11 protein-coding genes and 3 pseudogenes are annotated in these 18,107 nt (G+C 65.0%); 7 read left to right on the top strand and 7 right to left on the bottom strand.

The genetic code is table 11. The features are described from left to right. Nucleotides 1-12: 12 nt before the first annotated feature. Together ACVWW3_RS14325 and ACVWW3_RS14330 are read right to left on the bottom strand one after the other, a co-directional pair. Nucleotides 13-2,028 carry an acetyl-CoA carboxylase biotin carboxylase subunit gene (locus tag ACVWW3_RS14325; protein WP_456649552.1) on the bottom strand — a complete coding sequence of 672 codons (2,016 nt, stop codon included), beginning with the start codon at nt 2,026-2,028 and terminating at the stop codon, nt 13-15. 173 nt (nt 2,029-2,201) lie between these two features. Beyond that, nucleotides 2,202-3,326, bottom strand: a complete 1,125-nt coding sequence (locus ACVWW3_RS14330) for a zinc-binding metallopeptidase family protein (protein ID WP_456649551.1) — start codon at nt 3,324-3,326, stop codon at nt 2,202-2,204. Between the two features lie 214 nt (nt 3,327-3,540). On the opposite strand from ACVWW3_RS14330, the pseudogene ACVWW3_RS14335 reads away from it, so the two are divergent. Together ACVWW3_RS14335 and ACVWW3_RS14340 are read left to right on the top strand one after the other, a co-directional pair. Beyond that, a pseudogene (locus tag ACVWW3_RS14335) lies at nt 3,541-6,020 on the top strand (PAS domain S-box protein). A 104-nt stretch (nt 6,021-6,124) separates the two neighbouring features. Then, nucleotides 6,125-7,375 carry an arsenic transporter gene (locus ACVWW3_RS14340; protein WP_456649824.1) on the top strand — a complete coding sequence of 417 codons (1,251 nt, stop codon included), beginning with the start codon at nt 6,125-6,127 and terminating at the stop codon, nt 7,373-7,375. Nucleotides 7,376-7,468: 93 nt separating this feature from the next. On the opposite strand, the pseudogene ACVWW3_RS14345 reads toward ACVWW3_RS14340, so the two are convergent. Continuing rightward, nucleotides 7,469-8,834, bottom strand: a pseudogene (locus tag ACVWW3_RS14345) (MFS transporter). A 19-nt stretch (nt 8,835-8,853) separates the two neighbouring features. Beyond that, nucleotides 8,854-9,618: a GntR family transcriptional regulator gene (locus tag ACVWW3_RS14350; protein ID WP_247340773.1), complete on the bottom strand. Its 765-nt coding sequence runs from the start codon at nt 9,616-9,618 to the stop codon at nt 8,854-8,856. A gap of 181 nt (nt 9,619-9,799) precedes the next feature. Between ACVWW3_RS14350 and ACVWW3_RS14355 the strand changes: the two genes are divergently transcribed. The 3 genes and pseudogenes from ACVWW3_RS14355 to ACVWW3_RS14365 all read left to right on the top strand — a co-directional run bounded on the left by ACVWW3_RS14355 (nt 9,800) and on the right by ACVWW3_RS14365 (nt 12,837). After that, nucleotides 9,800-10,999 carry a mandelate racemase/muconate lactonizing enzyme family protein gene (locus ACVWW3_RS14355; RefSeq protein WP_247445889.1) on the top strand — a complete coding sequence of 400 codons (1,200 nt, stop codon included), beginning with the start codon at nt 9,800-9,802 and terminating at the stop codon, nt 10,997-10,999. Between the two features lie 11 nt (nt 11,000-11,010). Next, a complete protein-coding gene (locus tag ACVWW3_RS14360; protein ID WP_456649548.1) occupies nt 11,011-11,778 on the top strand; it encodes an SDR family oxidoreductase in 768 nt (255 codons plus the stop codon). 25 nt (nt 11,779-11,803) lie between these two features. Further along, nucleotides 11,804-12,837, top strand: a pseudogene (locus ACVWW3_RS14365) (L-idonate 5-dehydrogenase). 13 nt (nt 12,838-12,850) lie between these two features. On the opposite strand, the gene ACVWW3_RS14370 reads toward ACVWW3_RS14365, so the two are convergent. Continuing rightward, a complete protein-coding gene (locus ACVWW3_RS14370) occupies nt 12,851-13,735 on the bottom strand; it encodes a DUF2380 domain-containing protein (RefSeq protein WP_456649546.1) in 885 nt (294 codons plus the stop codon). Nucleotides 13,736-13,927: 192 nt separating this feature from the next. Between ACVWW3_RS14370 and ACVWW3_RS14375 the strand changes: the two genes are divergently transcribed. After that, on the top strand, nt 13,928-15,313 hold the full coding sequence (locus ACVWW3_RS14375; protein ID WP_456649545.1) for a HAMP domain-containing sensor histidine kinase: 1,386 nt from the start codon (nt 13,928-13,930) through the stop codon (nt 15,311-15,313). After that, on the top strand, nt 15,310-15,972 hold the full coding sequence (locus ACVWW3_RS14380; protein ID WP_456649544.1) for a response regulator: 663 nt from the start codon (nt 15,310-15,312) through the stop codon (nt 15,970-15,972). The genes ACVWW3_RS14375 and ACVWW3_RS14380 overlap by 4 nt, the downstream gene beginning before the upstream one ends. 12 nt (nt 15,973-15,984) lie before the next feature. Here the strand turns inward: ACVWW3_RS14380 and ACVWW3_RS14385 are convergent, their stop codons facing one another. Then, the gene (locus ACVWW3_RS14385; protein WP_456649543.1) at nt 15,985-16,947 is read right to left on the bottom strand and encodes an MBL fold metallo-hydrolase; all 963 of its coding nucleotides are present in this window, start codon (nt 16,945-16,947) and stop codon (nt 15,985-15,987) included. A 44-nt stretch (nt 16,948-16,991) separates the two neighbouring features. Beyond that, on the bottom strand, nt 16,992-17,975 hold the full coding sequence (locus ACVWW3_RS14390) for a VOC family protein (protein ID WP_456649542.1): 984 nt from the start codon (nt 17,973-17,975) through the stop codon (nt 16,992-16,994). Nucleotides 17,976-18,107: the final 132 nt, after the last annotated feature.

The raw sequence follows: 18,107 nt of genomic DNA on the forward strand, positions 1-18,107 counted from the left end.
TGCTCTGAAGCCCTACGCAAATTCCAAAATCAGCGCGTCCACGGCGAGCGTCGCGCCGGCGCTGGCGTGGATCTTCTTCACGGTGCCGTCCTGCTCGGCGCGGAGCACGTTCTGCATCTTCATGGCTTCGACCACCGCGAGCGTCTCGCCGGCCTTGACCTCCTGCCCTTCGGTCACCGCGATCGAGACCACGAGGCCAGGCATCGGACAGAGCAGCTTCTTGCCGGTGTCGGCAGCCGTGGTCACCGGCATCAGCCGCGCCGAGGCTGCTTCCGCTTCGGTCCAGACATAGACCGGCACCTCGACGCCCTGATGCGCGAGGCGGATGCCGTTCGCGACCGGGCGCACCTGCACCGCGACGAAGTGGCCGTCGATGGTGCCCTGCCAGACCGGATCGCCCGGCTTCCACGGCGACTGCAACAGATGTGAATTGCCGGCCTTGCCGTCGGCATCGACGAAGCGCACCGCGACTGCCTCGCCTTCGCGCGCGACCTCCAGCATTATCTCCTGGCGGTCGAGCCAGACCGCACGGCGACGCTCGCGCTGCACGATGCGGCCGCCCATCTGGCCCGAGATCTGCCGCTTGCGCTCGCCGAGCACGTGATCGATGGCGGCGCCGACCGCGGCAATGCGACGCGCGACCTCGCCTTCCGGCATGCGCACAGCAAAGCCCTTGGGGAACTCCTCGGCGATGAAGCCGGTCGAGAGCCGGCCCTCGCGCCAGCGCGGATGATGCATCAGCGCCGACAGGAACGGGATGTTGTGACGGATACCGTCGACATAGAACGAATCCAGCGCGGTAGCCTGCGCCTCGATCGCGGCCGCGCGCGACGGCGCGTGGGTGACGAGCTTGGCGATCATCGGATCGTAGTGAATCGAGATCTCGCCGCCCTCCTGCACGCCGGTGTCGTTGCGCACGGTGATGCCGTCCTGGCTCACTTCTGCCGGCGGACGGTATTTCACCAGACGCCCGATCGAGGGCAGGAAGTTGCGGAACGGGTCTTCGGCGTAGAGACGTGACTCCACGGCCCAGCCGGTGAGCGTGACGTCCTTCTGCGTGATGGCGAGCTTCTCGCCGGCGGCGACGCGGAGCATCTGCTCGACGAGATCGACGCCGGTGACGAGCTCGGTGACGGGATGCTCGACCTGGAGGCGTGTGTTCATCTCAAGGAAGTAGAAGCTCTTGTCCTGGCCCGCGACGAATTCGACGGTGCCGGCAGAGTCGTAGTTCACGGCCTTGGCGAGTGCGACCGCCTGCTCGCCCATCTTGCGGCGGGTGGCTTCGTCGAGCAGCGGCGACGGCGCTTCCTCGATGACCTTCTGGTTGCGGCGCTGGATCGAGCATTCGCGCTCGCCGAGATAAATCACGTTGCCGTGCTTGTCGCCCAGCAGCTGGATCTCGATGTGGCGGGGGTCAACGATGAACTTCTCGATGAAGACGCGGTCGTCGCCGAACGAGGCCTTGGCCTCGGCTTTGGCGAGGTTGTAACCCTCTGCGACCTCGGAGATCGAATGCGCGATGCGCATGCCCTTGCCGCCGCCGCCGGCGGAGGCCTTGATCATCACGGGATAACCGATCTCGTCGGCGATCTTGACCGCGTGCTTGTCGTCCTCGATGATGCCGAGATAGCCGGGCACGGTCGAGACATCTGCCTTCGCCGCCGCCTTCTTGGATTCGATCTTGTCGCCCATCGCCGCGATCGCGCCCGGGTTGGGGCCGATGAAGACGATGCCGGCCGCCTCCAGCGCGCGCGGAAACGCCTCGCGCTCCGACAGAAAGCCGTAACCGGGATGCACAGCCTCGGCGCCCGTCTTGCGGCAGGCCTCCACGATCTTCTCGATCACCAGATAGCTCTCGGCCGCAGCCGGCGGGCCGATCAGCACGGCCTCGTCGGCCATCTCGACATGGAGGGCGTCGCGGTCGGCCTCGGAATAGACCGCGACCGTCTGAATTCCCATGCGGCGAGCGGTCTTGATGATCCGGCAGGCGATTTCGCCGCGATTGGCGATCAGAATGCGTTTGAACATGCTTTTCTTGAATCTCGACCGTGGGCGGGACCCTTCCCTGGCCGTTGGAGCCTATCGGGATGGGCCGTGTGGCTCCCGTGGTACATCAAAATCGGCCGGAGGCAACGGTCTAAATCCGGCCCCTCTGGCGTACCAGCGCAAGACCGAAACAGGCTTGGCAAGCCCCGGACGACCTACGGCTTTCCGGCCTTGGCTTTGTCCTTGGCCACGTTCCGGACCAGGCTGTGGATGAAGCCGAGTTTGGCGACCACCGCAGGCGAGAGGATGAAGGGATAGAGGTCGCGCATGCCCATGGCGCGGTTGACGCTGTTCATGGCGAAGGTGAAGGGCAGCCATGCGTTGACGATCGCCTCGACGTCCCTCGCCTCATAGGGGTTGAAACGGATGCGCGTCGTCAACTCCCCGTCGCGATCGACCTTGGGACGCACCTCCATACCGAACTCGCCAGCCATGTCCAGGCTGTCGACGATGTGCAGATAGTGCGCCCAGGTCTCGGCGAAATCCTCCCAGGGATGCGTGGTCGCATAGGCCGAGACATAGGTCTGCTGCCAGTCCGGCGGAGCGCCTTCGGCATAATGGCGCTGCAAGGCCTGGCCGTAATCGACGGAATCGTCGCCGAACACGGCGCGGCATTCGTCGAGCTTGCCGCCGTCGCGCACCAGCACGTCCCAGAAATAGTGCCCGACCTCGTGGCGGAAATGCCCAAGCAGCGTCCGGTAGGGCTCGCCCATCTCGAGCCTGCGCCGCTCGCGCTCGATGTCGTCAGTCTCGGTCAGCGCGATCGTGATCAGGCCGTTGTCATGGCCGGTCAGGATCTTCTCCCCGCTGTTTGGATCGTCGGCGAGGAAGTTGAAGATCAGGCCGTGCTCGGGATTGTCCTGCCGGGTCTGGAGCGGCAGCTTCCAGCGGATCAGGGAATAGAACAGCCGGTGTTTCGCCACCTCCAGCTCGCGCCAGCCTGCGAGTTGCACCTGATCCGACAGGTCCGGCACGATACCGTTGTGGCGGCAGGCGCGGCAATAGCCGGTGGTATCACCTGCATCCGTCAGCCAGTTACAGGAATCGTACTCGGCATTGCTGCACAGCATGCGGCTTTCGCCCTTGTTGGCCAGCGTACTCCAAGTCCCACCTTGAGAAGTCCCACCTTGAGAAGTCCCACCTTGAGCCTCCCCGTCGGGCTCGATCGCCGACATCGTCTCCTTCTCCGGCAGGAACGCGACGCGATGGCCGCAGCGTTCGCAGGCGCGGTTCTCGAAATAGAGGACGTTGTCGCAGGCCTGGCAGACAAAGAGCTTCAAGCTTTAGCCTCTTCGGAAAGGGAGTTTTGGGAATGACAGTTGTGGCGCCTCGCAGATACGCGCCCGCAGGCTCATCGTTCCAATGTTCGGAACAAATAGCCAGACGTGGCGTTCATTCATACCCGCTGCACTGCATTCGGTGGCGCCTTTCCTTTCATATTCCCTTTTGAGCAATGGCCATCACGCTTCGTCTGTGTGAATATCGGTCCGGCACGTGCGCTCACGCATCACAACGGCCAACGCCTTGAACGATCCTTTGCCCGAGACCATTGCCGCCGAAAGGCTGCGCCAGCACCTGGAAGATGTCGCGCGCGAGCGCGACAATGCCTATCGCGCGCTCCAGGAGCGCGAGGCGGAGCTCGCGCGCATCCAGCGCATCGGCAAGGTCGGCGGTCTCGAGGTCGACTTCCGCGAAGGCTTCAAGAACCGCCGTTCGCCGGAATATCTGCTGCTCCACGGCCTGCCGGCGGAAGCCGCCGACGAGTCACACGAGGAATGGGTCAATCGCATTCATCCCGACGACCGGGACGCCGCGGTGAAGCACTTCCTCGATACGCTGGCCGGCACCAGCGAGGACTACACCGCCGAATACCGCATCATCCGTCCCAGCGACCGCGCGACCCGTTGGATCCGCGTCGTCGCCAAGTTCGAGCGCGACCCGGGACGGTCGCGCGATCCGCCTCGTAGGCGCCCATATCGACGTCACCGCCCAGGCGCTCGCGCGTGAGACGCTGCGCGAGAGCGAGGAGCGCTTCCGGCTGATCGCCGACAGCGCGCCGGTGCCGATCTGGGTCACGAAACTCGACCGCACACGGTCGTTCGCCAACCAGGCATATGTCGATTTCGTCGGCCTGCCCTACGACCAGGCGATTGCCTTCGACTGGCGCAAGGTGCTGCATCCCGACGACCTGCCGCACGTGCTGCAGCAATCGGTCCAGGGCGAAACCTCGCTAAAACCATTCGTGCTGGAAGCGCGCTACAAGGATTCATCGGGTGAATGGCGCTGGCTGCGCTCGGAGTCGCAACCGCGCTGGGACCCGACCGGCAAGCATATCGGCTTCATCGGCGTCGCCCACGACATCACCGCCGCCAAGCGAGCCGAGATCGAGCTGCGGCAGCTCAACGAGACGCTGGAAGAGCGCATCGCCGAGCGGACCGCCGAGCTCGAATCCAACGAGGCGCGGCTGCGCGCGATCCTGGAGACCAGCAACCAGTATCAGGGGCTGGTCAATCTCAAAGGCGAATTGCTCTATGCCAACAACACCGTCCTCGATGGCATCAAGGCCCGCTCCGCGGACGTGATCGGCAAGCCGTTGTGGGAGACGCCCTGGTTTACCGGCACCCACGGCATGAGCGCGATTGTGCGCGAGGCCTTCGATACCGTGCTCAAAGGCGAAGCTGTGCGGCTGGAGATGCGCCTGCGCCTTCCCATCGGCGAGCGCGATTTCGAATTCGGCATGCGCCCGGTGCTCGACCGCCACGGCAACATCACCGGCGCGGTGCCCGAGGCTGTCGACATCACCGAGCGCCGCCTCGGCGAGGAAGCGCTGCGGCAATCGCAGAAGATGGAGGCGATCGGCCAGCTCACCGGCGGCGTCGCGCACGACTTCAACAATCTGCTCACGATCATCCGCTCGGCCACCGATTTCCTGCGCCGCCGCGAACTGCCGGAGGAGCGCCGCCGCCGCTATGTCGACGCGATCTCCGACACCGTCGAGCGTGCCTCCAAGCTGACCGCACAGCTGCTGGCGTTCGCGCGCCGGCAACCGCTCAAACCGCAGATCTTCAACGTCGGAAGTCAGGTCGAGGGCGTCGCGCAACTGGTCCGCCCGCTGGTCGGTGGCCGCATCGAGATCGCGGTGGAGGTTCATGATGCCGACTGCTTCACAGTCGCCGACATCGCGCAATTCGAGACCGCGCTGATCAACCTCGCCATCAACGCGCGCGACGCCATGGACGGCGAGGGCCGCCTCACCATCGCCGTGCGCAAGGTTCGGGGCATCCCTCAGCTGCGCGCGCAATCATCGCGCGGCGGCGACTATGTCGCGATCTCGGTCGCAGACACCGGCAGTGGCATCGCGCCGGACAATATCGAGGCCATCTTCGAGCCGTTCTTCACCACCAAGGAAGTCGGCAAGGGCACCGGCCTCGGCCTTAGCCAGGCCTTCGGCTTCGCAAAGCAGTCCGAAGGCGACATCGCGGTGACGAGCACGCATGGCGAAGGCGCGACCTTCACCATCTATCTGCCGCAGGCGCAAAGCCCCGCGACAGACAAGGAAGCCGCGGCGCTGACCATTGAGACCGCGGCCACCGGGCGCGGCTATCGCGTGCTTGTGGTGGAAGACGATGACGAGGTCGGCCGCTTCTCCACCGAGCTACTGGAAGACCTCGGCTATGTCGTCCGCCGCGCCGCCAACGCCAATGCGGCGCTCGCCATCCTCGGCGAGAACGAGTTCGCCGTCGACCTCGTCTTCTCCGACGTCATCATGCCCGGCATGAACGGCGTCGAGCTCGCCGGCATGATCCGCGAGCGTTATCCGGGCCTGCCCGTCGTGCTCACCTCTGGCTACAGCAACGTGCTCGCCGAGAACGCCCATCGCGGTTTCGAGCTGATCCGGAAACCGTATTCGGTAGAATCGCTATCGCGCATTCTGCGCAAAGGCGATCTCGGAGAAGCTGTCGGTGACGCGGTGAATAGCTTTGCACCGGCAGCGATGCTGGCGGCGAAGTTTTGAGGCTGGCGGATCTGTCCGAGGCGCGGTAGTCAGGGACGGATTTTGGAGATCGACTTGCCAACCGTGCCGACTGAAGCCATCTGGGCCTGGAGCATCATCGCAGCCGCGACCGCAGGCGTCATCATCCGACCCTTTCGCCTGCCCGAGGCGATCTGGGCAGCGATCGGCGCTGGCACCCTAGTGCTGCTCGGCCTCCTGCCGTGGCGGGATGCGCTCACAGGAATCGAGAAAGGCATCGACGTCTACCTCTTCCTGATCGGCATGATGCTGATCGCCGAGCTCGCCCGGCTCGAAGGACTGTTCGACTATCTGGCCGCTTTCGCGGTTGAACATGCACGCGGCTCGCCGCAGCGGCTGTTCTTGCTGATCTATCTCGTCGGCACATTCGTGACGGTGCTCCTGTCGAACGACGCCACCGCGATCGTCCTGACACCCGCCGTTTACGCCGCGACGCGCGCAGCGGGCGCCAAGCCGCTACCCTATCTCTTCGTCTGCGCCTTCATTGCCAATGCCGCGAGCTTCGTGCTGCCAATCTCCAATCCGGCCAACCTCGTGGTCTTCGGCAAGCACATGCCGCATCTCGGGACTTGGCTGCGCCAGTTTGCCCTGCCGTCGCTTGCTTCGATCGGTCTCACCTATGTCGCACTGCGCCTTGCGCTGCATCGCGAGCTCAAGAATGAATCGATCGAAATGCGGGCCCCTCACCCCAAGCTCGGCCGCGGCGGCCGATTGACCGCCTACGGCATCGGCGCCATCGGCATCGTGCTGATCTGGGCCTCTGCACTCGATCTGCAACTGGGTCTGCCAACATTCCTCTGCGGGAGCACGACGACGGCCGCCGTGCTGCTCATCAACCGCCAGTCGCCTCTCCCCGTGCTGAAGGGCGTTTCCTGGAGCGTGCTGCCGCTGGTCGGCGGCCTCTTCGTGATGGTCGAGGCGCTGGTGAAGACGGGCGTGATCGGGCAGCTCAGCGCGCTGCTGCACGAAGCGGTGGCGCAATCCGTGCCACAAGCCGCCTGGAGTGTCGGCGTCGCAACCGCAATCGCCACCAACATCGCCAACAACCTTCCCGTCGGCCTCGTTGCCGGCTCGGTCGCCGCCAGCGATCATTTGCCCGCGCCGGTCGTCAGCGCCATCCTGATCGGCGTCGATCTGGGACCTAATTTATCGGTGACCGGTTCGCTCGCCACGATCCTTTGGCTGGTCGCACTCCGGCGTGAGAAGATCGAGGTCGGCGCCTGGCCGTTCCTCAAGCTCGGCATGCTGGTGACGCCGCCGGCCCTGATCGCGGCCTTGGCCGCCGCGATCAGGTAACGAGCATGATCTGGAAAAGTGGGCAGCGGTTTTCCGACAAGATCATGCTTAAAGCAAAAGGCTGAAGCGCGATGAAATCATCGCGCTTTGCCGTCAGTCGTTCTCGTAGCCGTAGACTTCCGGCAGGATGAAGATTGCGGCGAGCAACCCGATCAGCGGGAAGATCGCGACGAACAGCGTGGCGCCGGCCTGCCCAATCGCCGCGAACAACGACGGGAACAGGAAGATCGCGAGGAACGACGGCAGCTTCACGAACATGTAGGCGAAGCCGCTGGCGGTGCCTCGATATTTCGGTTTCGCGACCATGGTCGGGATCGTCATGCAGTTCGACGCGTCCCAATAATGGCCCCACAACATGGCGGCGGCCGCGAACGGCAGCAGGATCGTGTTGTCGGTGTAGAGCGCGAAAGCGGCGACCAGCAGCGAGGCCAGTACGATCGAGAAGCCCGCGATCGCGATGCCGCGATGGCCGATCCTCGGCGTCAGTAGCGGCCCGACCCAGCCCGACACCGCGGCAAAGCAGAACAGCCCCATCGTCACGAGGTTGTTGCCGAGCACGCTCGACACGCCCACCATCACGAACAGCACCGGCAAATAGAAGGCGAAGGTCGAGAACTCGCTACCCTGGGCGAAACAGGCGATCCAGCCGTAGATCGTCGCGCGCCAGCGGATCGGATCCTTCTTGAGGTCCGCGATGAAGGCGCTGGTGCTGACCTTCGGCATCACCACGTCCTGGTCCGGCAGCATGGCAAGATCGTCATTGAACATCTCGCGCGCCACCTTCTTGGCCTCGCGGAAGCGCCCCTTTTGCACCAGCCACACCGCGGTCTCCGGCACGTCATGGCGCATGATCAGGATGATCAGCGCCGGCACCGCTCCGAGGCCCAGCGTCACGCGCCACAGCATCTCGTGCTGGATGTCGAGCAGCAGGAAGATCACGATGACGCCGATGGTGAGGACTTCACCGACGGCGAACATGAACTGCCAGCGATTGCCCATCACCTCGCGCTCACCCTTGGCCATGGATTCCATGATGTAGGTGTAGCCGGTCGAGATGTCGGAGCCGAGCGGAACGCCGAGCAGGAAGCGGATCACCACGAGCCAGCCGACGCCTGGGCACGACGGCCTGTGCCAGCGCCAGCACGATGAACATCACCATCGTGATCAGGAACATCACGCGGCGTCCGATCTTGTCGGACAGCCAACCGCCGAGCAGCGCGCCGAGCAGGGCGCCGCCCTGCGTGCCGGCCGCAGCCAAGCCCAGCATCAGCGGATCGGGATTGTACTGCTCCTTGATGAAGATCAGCACGAAGGCGATCGAATAGAGATCCCACGCCTCGACCAGGATCGAGGCCATCATCAGCCAGCCGACCTTGTTGCCCTTGGGACTGTAGTTCGTGATGAGGTAACGGACCGCGGCTTCGCTCGCCGTCGGTTGTGGCATCGCCATCGTCGACATGCTTGGTCCTCCTGAACTTTTACGTGCCGAGCAGCGGCTCGATGCTGCAATCGAGCAGCCGCGGGTCGATCCCGGCTTCCATGCCCGTGAACATCTCGCCCATGTAGTCGATCAGCGCATCGCTCGCCTTCACGGCGTCCTCGACACGACGATTGGCAACCGCATTGAGAATAGCCAGATGATGATCGATTGTTCCTGACAGCTCCGCCTGCCCCGGCATGAAGCGGTGGTGGATGTAGCCGATGCGCCGATACAGCGTGTGCAACGGCCGCAGCGTATGCACCAGAAACGGCTCGCCGGCCGCGTCCAGGACCAGCGCGTCGATGCGGCGGTCGATGCTGTTGAACTCGTCAAGGGTCAGGCTGGCGCGGCGCTCGCGCAGCAGCCTATCGATGTGCAGCGCCTGATTGCGGTGCGAGAGGCTGGCGCGATCGGCCGCAAGCCGGATCACGAAACGCTCCATGTCGCGGCGCAAGGCCAGCAGCATGCGCTCGCGCGCCAGATCGATCGGCGCAATGTGCAGACCGTGGCGCGGGCGGATGATGATCAACGTATCGGCGGAGAGACGATTGACGGCGTGATGCACCGGTGTGCGGCCGAAGCCGGTGATGTGCTGCAATTCCAGCATCGTCATGAACTGGCCGGGCTTGAGCTCGCAATGGACGAGGAGCTCTTCGATCTTCTGATAGGCCAGCTCGAAGAAATTGAGGCGGTTGCGGCGGGAGGGCTTGCCCTCGCCGTCGTCGTTCCTCACCACCTTGAGCGTGCGCTTGCGCGTTGCCATGCCGTCCCTCCCCTCGGCCCGCGCAGTCGTTGAAGAGCGGCGCCTTGCTTGTGATATCCTTAAAACATGTTGTGATATATTACAAGCAGACGTAAGATTCCGTCCGTGCCCGCACCATGCTGCGGTGCAGAATGGCAACAAGACGGCGCTGCGCGCGCCCCGCGATGGGAGGAGTATTGCCGTGAAGATCACGTCGATCGAGACGCTGCGCACCGAGGAATTCTCCAACGTCATCTGGGTGCGCGTCCACACCGACACGGGCATGATCGGTCTCGGCGAAACCTTCTACGGCGCCGGCGCGGTCGAAGCGCAGATTCACGACACCTTTGCCGGCCGCCTGCTCGGCCGCAATCCGCTGCACATCGAGGCGATCCATCGCGACATGCTGAACCTGCCGATGGCACAGTCCTCGACCGGGGTCGAATATCGCGCGGCCTCGGCGATCGACATCGCGCTGTGGGATCTGTTCGGCAAGGTCTGCAATCAGCCGGTGCACCAGATGCTCGGCGGCCTCTGCCGCGACAAGCAGCGCATCTACAACACCTGCGCCGGCACCCAATATGTCCGCTCGACCAATATCAGCCCGGTCGCCAACTGGAATCTCGGTGCTTCCAAGAGTCCTTACGAGGATCTCGACGGCTTCATGCACCGCGCCGATGCGCTCGCGGAAAACCTGCTGGAGAGCGGCATCTCCGCCATGAAGATCTGGCCGTTCGATCCGGCGGCGCAAGAGAACAAGGGTCTCTACATCACCGCCGCGCAGATGAAGCAGGCGATCGAGCCGTTCGAGAAGATCCGAAAAGCGGTCGGCGACAAGATGGAGATCATGGTCGAGCTCCATTCGCTCTGGAACCTGCCCACCGCCAAACAGATCGCGCGCGCTCTCGAGCCCTACAAGCCGACCTGGTACGAAGACCCGATCCGGATGAACTCGCCTCAGGCGCTGGCCGAATATGCCCGCTGCACCGACGTCTGGGTCTGCGCCAGCGAAACGCTGGGCTCGCGCTTCCCTTACAAGGACATGCTCGACCGCGATGCCATGCATGTGGTGATGGCGGATCTGTGCTGGACCGGCGGCCTCACCGAGGGCCGCAAGATCGCGGCGATGGCCGAGACTTATCACCGGCCCTTCGCACCGCACGACTGCATCGGCCCGATCGGCTTCATCGCCGCCATCCACATGTCGTTCAGCCAGCCCAACACGCTGATCCAGGAATCGGTGCGCGCCTTCTACAAGGGCTGGTACAATGAGCTCGTCACCACCATGCCCACGATCAAGGACGGTTTTGTCTATCCGATGGAAGGGCCCGGCCTCGGCGTCGACCTTCTGCCCGCCGTATTCGACCGCTCCGATCTGACCGTGCGCCGTTCCAACGCCTAGGGATATTTGAGATGAGCACCGCCCTCTTCGACCTTTCCGGCCGCACCGCGCTCGTGACCGGCTCCTCCCGCGGCCTCGGCCGCGCCATCGCAGAGGGCATGGCCAAGGCCGGTGCCAGGATCATCGTCAACGGCGTCGATCCCAAGCGCGTGGAGCAGACCGCCGCCGAATTTCGCGCCGCCGGCCACCAGGCCGAAGGCGCCGCTTTCAATGTCACCGACGAGCCCGCAATCGTCGCAGCCTTCGACGGCTTCGACAGACAAGGCATTGCGGTCGACATCGTCGTCAACAATGCCGGGATCCAGCACCGCAAGCCGCTCGTGGAGTTCACCACCGACGAGTGGCGCAAGGTGATCGAGACCAACCTCACCAGCGCCTTCGTGATCGGCCGCGAGGCGGCCAAGCGCATGATCCCGCGCAAGCACGGCAAGATCATCAATATCGGCTCACTCGGCAGCGAACTCGCGCGTCCGACGATCGCGCCCTACACCGCCGCCAAGGGCGGCATCAAGAATCTGACCCGATCGATGGCGGTGGAATGGGCCCAGCATGGTATCCAGGCCAACGCGATCGGTCCCGGCTACATGCTGACCGACATGAACGAGGCACTGGTCAACAACACCGACTTCAATAACTGGCTGATGGGCCGCGTCCCCTCGAAGCGCTGGGGCAGACCGGACGAGCTGGTGGGCGCCGCGATCTTCCTGGCGTCGGAGGCCTCGACCTATGTCAACGGCCAGATCATCTACGTCGATGGCGGCATGATCGCCGCGATGTGATCGCGAAAAACCAAGGAACGAACCCATGCGCGCCGTCGTCATTCACGCACCGAAAGATTTGCGGATCGATCTCCATCCGGATGCAGCGCCCGGTCCGGGTGAAGTCCGCGTCAAGATCGCGAACGGCGGCATCTGCGGGTCCGATCTGCACTACTATCATCACGGCGGCTTTGGCGTCGTGCGCATCCAGCAACCGATGGCACTGGGGCACGAGATCGCCGGCGTGGTCGCCGATGTCGGTGACGGCGTCACCGGCGTAAAGGCCGGCACGCGCGTCGCGGTCAATCCGAGCAAGCCGTGCGGGCGGTGCCTGCATTGCCAGGAAGGCATGCGCAACCAGTGCCTCGACATCCGCTTCCTCGGCAGCGCGATGCGCTTTCCTCATGTGCAAGGTGGTTTTCGCGAGTTCGTCACGGTCGATGCGACGCAGGCCGTGCCCATCGCGGACAAGCTGTCGCTGGCGGAAGCCGCGGTCGCCGAGCCGCTCGCGGTGTGCCTGCATGCCGGCAAGCAGGCCGGCCCCCTGCTCGGCAAGCGCGTGCTGATCACCGGCTGCGGCCCGATCGGCGCACTGATGATCCTGGTCTCGCGCTTCGGCGGCGCGGCCGAGATCGCGGTTACCGATGTCGCGGAGGCGCCGCTTGCGGTCGCGAGGAAGCTCGGTGCCAGTCACGCCATCAATGTCGCGGCCGATGCCACGGCGCTTGATCTCCCTGGCGCACCGGCAAGGGTGTGTTCGACACGCTGTTCGAAGCCTCGGGCAACCAGGCCGCGCTGCGCACCGCGCTCGACGTGCTCAGGCCCGGCGCCACATTGGTGCAGCTCGGCCTCGGCGGCGAGATGACGCTGCCGATCAACTCCATCGTCGCCAAGGAATTGCAGTTGCGCGGCACCTTCCGCTTCGATCCCGAGTTCGAGCTTGCGGTGCGGCTGATGGGCGAAGGCCTGATCGACGTGAAACCGCTGATTACGGCGACGATGCCGTTCGAGAACGCGGTCGCGGCATTCGAGCTCGCCAGCGACCGCTCGCAGTCGATGAAGGTGCAGCTGACCTTCTGAAGCCGCCTGAAGCCTATTGCCGCGGCTGGTTCTCGATCATGCGATCGCTGACCAGCCGCACGGCGCCCCTTTTCCACGAATAGTCCGCGCCCAGGCGCAGGCCGCTGTCGCCACGTGCGAGCACGGCGCCCGTCTTTGCATCGCGCACCTGGAATCCGAGCGTGTATTCGGTGCGGCTAACCCGCCGCACCACCCCGATCAGCGACTGATCCGCGCCGAGCCTTTGCGCAATCGCCGCCTCGCAGCCACCGCAGTCGCGTAGCGCGCGCGCCTTCACCGCCTCCTCGTTTGCACTGCCGACATCGACGAGGCGGTAGCGGCCGGATTGGCCGAGGGCGTCGCGGACGCTGCCGGTCACTTCGGCCAGATAGGATGCATCTGCGGCCGTGAGGCCGGCGGCCGGTGCCGCGGTGTTGTCGTCGAGCTCGAATTCGAACACCGTCAGCGCGATCGGCGCGGGCGTGCCGAGCGCGGCCATAACCTCGCGGGACACGAAGGTCTCGGCGCGCTCCCATGATTCATCATTGTCGCCGCGGAAGGTGTAGAGCTTGTCCATCACGACCTTCCTGGCGCCAACGTCGATGACGGCGACCTTGGCCCATTGCACCAACGTGCTCGTCTTCTGGATGCCGCCGATGACCTTGAACGCCGCGCCGTCCTGCGCCGACGGCACGAGCCGGTAGCGCCGGTCTTCGCCGATGTCTCGCCGCAGCGCGGCCATGAAGGCCGACAGCCGTCGCTCGTGGGCGGCGGTCTGGTTGGCCGGCTCAGCCGACGTATCGGTATAGCTGAAGTCGTCCATGGCGACGCCGAGGGCGGTCTCGGCGCCGGCCAGCGCATAAGACGCCGGGAGGACGACAAGGAAACAAGCAGAGAGGATCAACCGGCGCAGGTGCATGAAAGGGCCTCGTGGGACGGAGCGGCGCGCCAATCTGGACGGCGGAATCAGGCCATACAGCAGCGCCGGTCCCGGCGATCGCCGGGAAAATTTCACGACGGTGCACCGTAGTCACGCCTGGCGGCTTTCCGCCGGTTGCGTTCTGCCGTTTAATGCGGGCGCGACAAACCCGTTCGCACCAGGTGCCCGCCGATGTGGAACCGCCCGAGGTTCGATCTCAAAGTCCGTCTGACGTTGCGCGTGGCCGCGATATCGGCCGCCTGCTTCGCCGCGATCTCCGCCTATTTCCTGATTACGGCCGACCGCGCGGCGCATGCGCGCCTCGACGATATCGCCGCCATTGTGGCGAAGACGCTGGAGCTGCAACAGGGCAAGATCCAGTGGGTCGCCAGCCCGCGCTCGGACTTTCCCAACCTCGACCCCGTTTCGGCCTATGTGATGACGCCCGGCCTGTGCCTGGCGTTCCGCGGCACGAGCGGCGACATCCTCCAGCGCTTCTGCAGCGGCGCGCCGGTCCCGGCGAGCCCGCCGCCGCAAGTTTTCGCGGCCTTCTATCGCGGCCTGTTCGACCCCGGCCGCGAAGCGGCACGGCCTGTGATCGTGCGCGGAGCGAAGCTCGGCGAGGCCGTGGTCTCGGTCGAGCCGGCCGTACAGACGGCGGAGGCCTGGCACGAGGCCGGCCGCTTGATGCTGGCGCTGGCGATCGCGCTGCCGCTGCTCTGCGCGCTGGTCTACGCCGCGCTGGCACGCGCGCTGCGCCCCACCCGCATGATCCGCACCGGCCTCGAGCGGATTGCCGCCAACGACCTCACCACGCGGCTGCCGCCGTTCGACCTTGCCGAGCTCTCCGCGATCGGCGTCGGATTCAACCATCTTGCCGAAAGCCTCGACAATGCGCTTGCCGAACGCAGCGAGCTGACGCGGAAGCTGATCGCGCTCCAGGACGAGGAGCGCCGCCACCTCGCGCGCGAGCTGCATGACGAGTTCGGCCAGTCGCTCGCCGCGATCCGCGCGCTCGCCTCCTCCGCCCGCCAGACCGCCGCGCAGGACTGCCCTTCCCTGCTTGGGGAATGCGACGGCATCGCGCGGACCGCAACCGGCATGATGGAGACGCTGCGCGGCACGCTGTTCCGGCTGCGGCCACCCGATGTCGAGGAGCTCGGGCTGGTCGCCAGCCTCGAAGGCCTGGTCGCGGGCTGGAACGGGCGCAGCCGCGGCGAGACACGTTTCTCGATCCGGTTCGACGGGGCTTTCGAGACGCTGCCGGCCACGATCAGCGCCAGCCTTTACCGCATCGTGCAGGAGGCGCTCACCAACGCCGCCAAGCATGCCGTCGCCACGCGGGTCAGCCTGGAATTGACGATGGGGGCCAGCGAGATCGCGCTTGCGATCGACGATGACGGACGCGCGACCGATCCCGTCGCGAAATCCGGAATGGGCCTGCTCGGCATGCGTGAGCGCGTCGCAGCCTTGCGCGGCCAATTGAGCTTCGAGGCCGCGCCGAACGGAGGCTCCGCACTGCGCGTGGTCATTCCGCTCGCAGCCGCCGATCGGCAGCCGCTGGAGCGCGCCGCATGAGCGCGGCCGACGCGACCATTTTGCTGGTCGACGACCATTCCGTCGTCCGCGAGGGCTATCGCTCCGTGCTCCAGAAGCAGCCGGGATTGCGCGTCATCGCCGAAGCCGCCGACGGCGCGGAGGCCTATCGTCTGTTCAAATCCGAGGCGCCCGATCTCGTCATCATGGATCTGAGCATGCCGGGCATCGGCGGTATCGAGGCGGTCAGGCGCATCAGGCAGTGGGACAAGAGCGCGAGGATTCTCGTCTTCACCATGCATGAGAATGCCGGCTTTGCCGTGCAAGCGATCCGCGCCGGCGCCAGGGGGTACGTCACCAAGACCAGTCCGCCGGAGACGCTGGTGCGCGCGGTGATGGACGTGCTGGCCGGCAAGATCGCCATCAGCCCCGACATCGACCATGAACTCGCACTGAGCCGGCTCGCCGGGGAAAGCTCGGCCGCCGACGTCCTCACACCGCGCGAGTTCGAGGTGCTGCGGCTGCTGCTCGCCGAGAACACGACGGACGAGATCGCCGAGACGCTCCATGTCAGCCCGAAGACGGTGGCGAACCTGCATTCCCTGATCAAGGACAAGCTCGGCGTCGGCTCCGACATCGAGCTCGTCCGGCTGGCGCTACGCCAGGGAATATTGACGGAAGTCGATCTCGGCGAGGCCTGATCGCTCCCTGCGCTATGGCGCCAGCTTCGCTCCGTCAGGTGCAAACGCCTCGACCGTGTCGCCGATCCTGAACGACATCATGTCTCGCCCGACGAGGAGCGGTCCCTTGTATTCCGTCCGCGTGCGCAGGATCAGCGGCTCCTCCGGAATGTCGGGCGCCGGCTTTACCGTGCCGAACACGATGTGGGAGTACACGGCGAGTTTGGGCCTGGCGGAAGCAAAAATGCGGCCGGCTTCCTCGGGCGAGGTGTGGTGTGCCTGAATGTCCTTGTAGACGGGATTCCTGACCAACAGCTCCGGCTCGATCACCGCGACCTCATGTATCAGCAAATCGGCGCCTTCAGCCGCCGTCGCGATGCGCTCATCGTACCTGGTGTCGCCCGAGAGCACGACCTTGTGACCGCCATACGCGACGACGTAGCCGAAAGACGGCTTGATCTTGTCGCCGTGATCGACCTCGATGGCGGTGACCTTGACGCCGTTGTTCTCATAGACCAGCCCAGGCCCGATGTCCTTTGCCGTGAAAGTGGCCGCAACCGGATCGAGATGCTCGTCGTCGATACGAATGCGGATGTCATCCGTGAACGCCTTGGTCAGGTTCTCCGTCATGGCGACGGTGCCCTTAGGGCCATAAAGCTTCATCGGCCCCTTGCGCGATGCCCAGGGCGTGGCGAGCCAGCCGGTCAGCCACATATCGGGAAGGCCGACGATATGGTCTGAATGCAGATGCGTGATGAAGTTGGCGGTGATCGCGCCAAGAGGAATCTTCAGCTTGTAGAGCTGCATCGTCGAACCGCGGCCGAGATCGAACAGCAGTTTTTCGCTGCCCGCCTCCACCAGCGTCGAGGCACTGAAGCTGGTCGGCCGCGGCGTCGGCACGCCGGTGCCCAGCAGTGTGACCTTGATCGGGTCGGCCGAGGCAGCTGAGGCGAATGCGAGCAGCACGAAGCATGCCCTCGGGAGGATCCCAAACATATTGTCCTTTCTTGGATGTCACATCATTGCCGCGAGGCCGCGGATCATTCGCGCGCGACCACTGAATCCAGCCACGCGCAGTTCAGCGGCGGCACGCGGGGGTCGGCCACACGAACGCCACGCGACGCTGCATCCAGTCTCATGTCGCGCAGGCGCTTGCGCTGCTCCTCGGGCATGTAGAGCCGCTCGTGGCCCCACAGCGACGGACCGTCAAAGGTTTCGTGCGGCTGCCAGGTCGCAGGCTCGATCACGCGCCCACCCCAGCCATATTCGATGAAGAAGCCGGACGGCGTGTTCACGTAGAATGACGTCATGTGGTCGTTGGTGTGCCGTCCGAGCGTGTAGGCGACGCGGCCGTCGTCCAGTTGCGCGAGGTCGTAGCCCTGCCCGACATCATCGAGGCTGCCGACCTCGACCATGAAATGGTGCAGCGCCTTCCGCCCCGAGCCAACCATTGCGAAGGAGTGGTGGCGGCCGTTGACGTGGAAGAAATAAAGTCCGTAGGGCTTGAGGCCGAAATCGGAGACATGGAAGCCGAGCACGTCACGATAGAACGGCACCAGCGGCTCGACGTCCTCGACATTGAGCACGACGTGCCCCATGCCGAGCGCACCGGTGCGGAAACCCGAGATCGGCCGTCCCGGCTTGAACGGCTCGGTCGCAAGCTCCGGTTTGGAGAAGGCCTCGAGCCGGTTTCCGGCGGGATCGCCGAACACAATCAGCTCGGCGACATGCCGCTCGTCGGCCAGCGCGCGCGATCCCCGCGTCACCCTGACCCCATGGCTTTCCAGCCGGCCGGCCAAATGGTTCAATTCGGCGGTCGACAGAACCTCCCATCCCATCACCGCAAGGCCGGCATCGCCGCTGCCATCGACGATCAGCCGCTGCTTGCGATCGTCCATGCGGAAGGCGCGCATGTTGCCGCCGCGATCGACCTGCTGCATGCCGAGCAGCCCGGTCGCCATCCGGTCCCACTGGTCGAGCTGCGACGAGTTGATCCCGATATACCCGAGCGCGGTGATTTCCATAGACGTCCTCCCGAGGCACCGCGTCCGCCCCACTGCGGCGAACTTGATACCGGCCGCGCGCCATCCTACGGTGGTGCCCGCAATCGCTTCGCGTTCGCAAAGACGATAGTCGCGAGGCTGCAGGCCACAAGG

The organism is Bradyrhizobium sp. LM2.9 (assembly GCF_054056555.1).

Bases quoted from the DNA above. Each gene is read 5' to 3' on its own strand.
- ACVWW3_RS14325 (WP_456649552.1), bottom strand. From the start codon at position 2,028: ATGTTCAAACGCATTCTGATCGCCAATCGCGGCGAAATCGCCTGCCGG.
- ACVWW3_RS14350 (WP_247340773.1), bottom strand. From the start codon at position 9,618: ATGGCAACGCGCAAGCGCACGCTCAAGGTGGTGAGGAACGACGACGGC.
- ACVWW3_RS14360 (WP_456649548.1), top strand. From the start codon at position 11,011: ATGAGCACCGCCCTCTTCGACCTTTCCGGCCGCACCGCGCTCGTGACC.
- ACVWW3_RS14370 (WP_456649546.1), bottom strand. From the start codon at position 13,735: ATGCACCTGCGCCGGTTGATCCTCTCTGCTTGTTTCCTTGTCGTCCTC.
- ACVWW3_RS14375 (WP_456649545.1), top strand. From the start codon at position 13,928: ATGTGGAACCGCCCGAGGTTCGATCTCAAAGTCCGTCTGACGTTGCGC.
- ACVWW3_RS14380 (WP_456649544.1), top strand. From the start codon at position 15,310: ATGAGCGCGGCCGACGCGACCATTTTGCTGGTCGACGACCATTCCGTC.
- ACVWW3_RS14385 (WP_456649543.1), bottom strand. From the start codon at position 16,947: ATGTTTGGGATCCTCCCGAGGGCATGCTTCGTGCTGCTCGCATTCGCC.
- ACVWW3_RS14390 (WP_456649542.1), bottom strand. From the start codon at position 17,975: ATGGAAATCACCGCGCTCGGGTATATCGGGATCAACTCGTCGCAGCTC.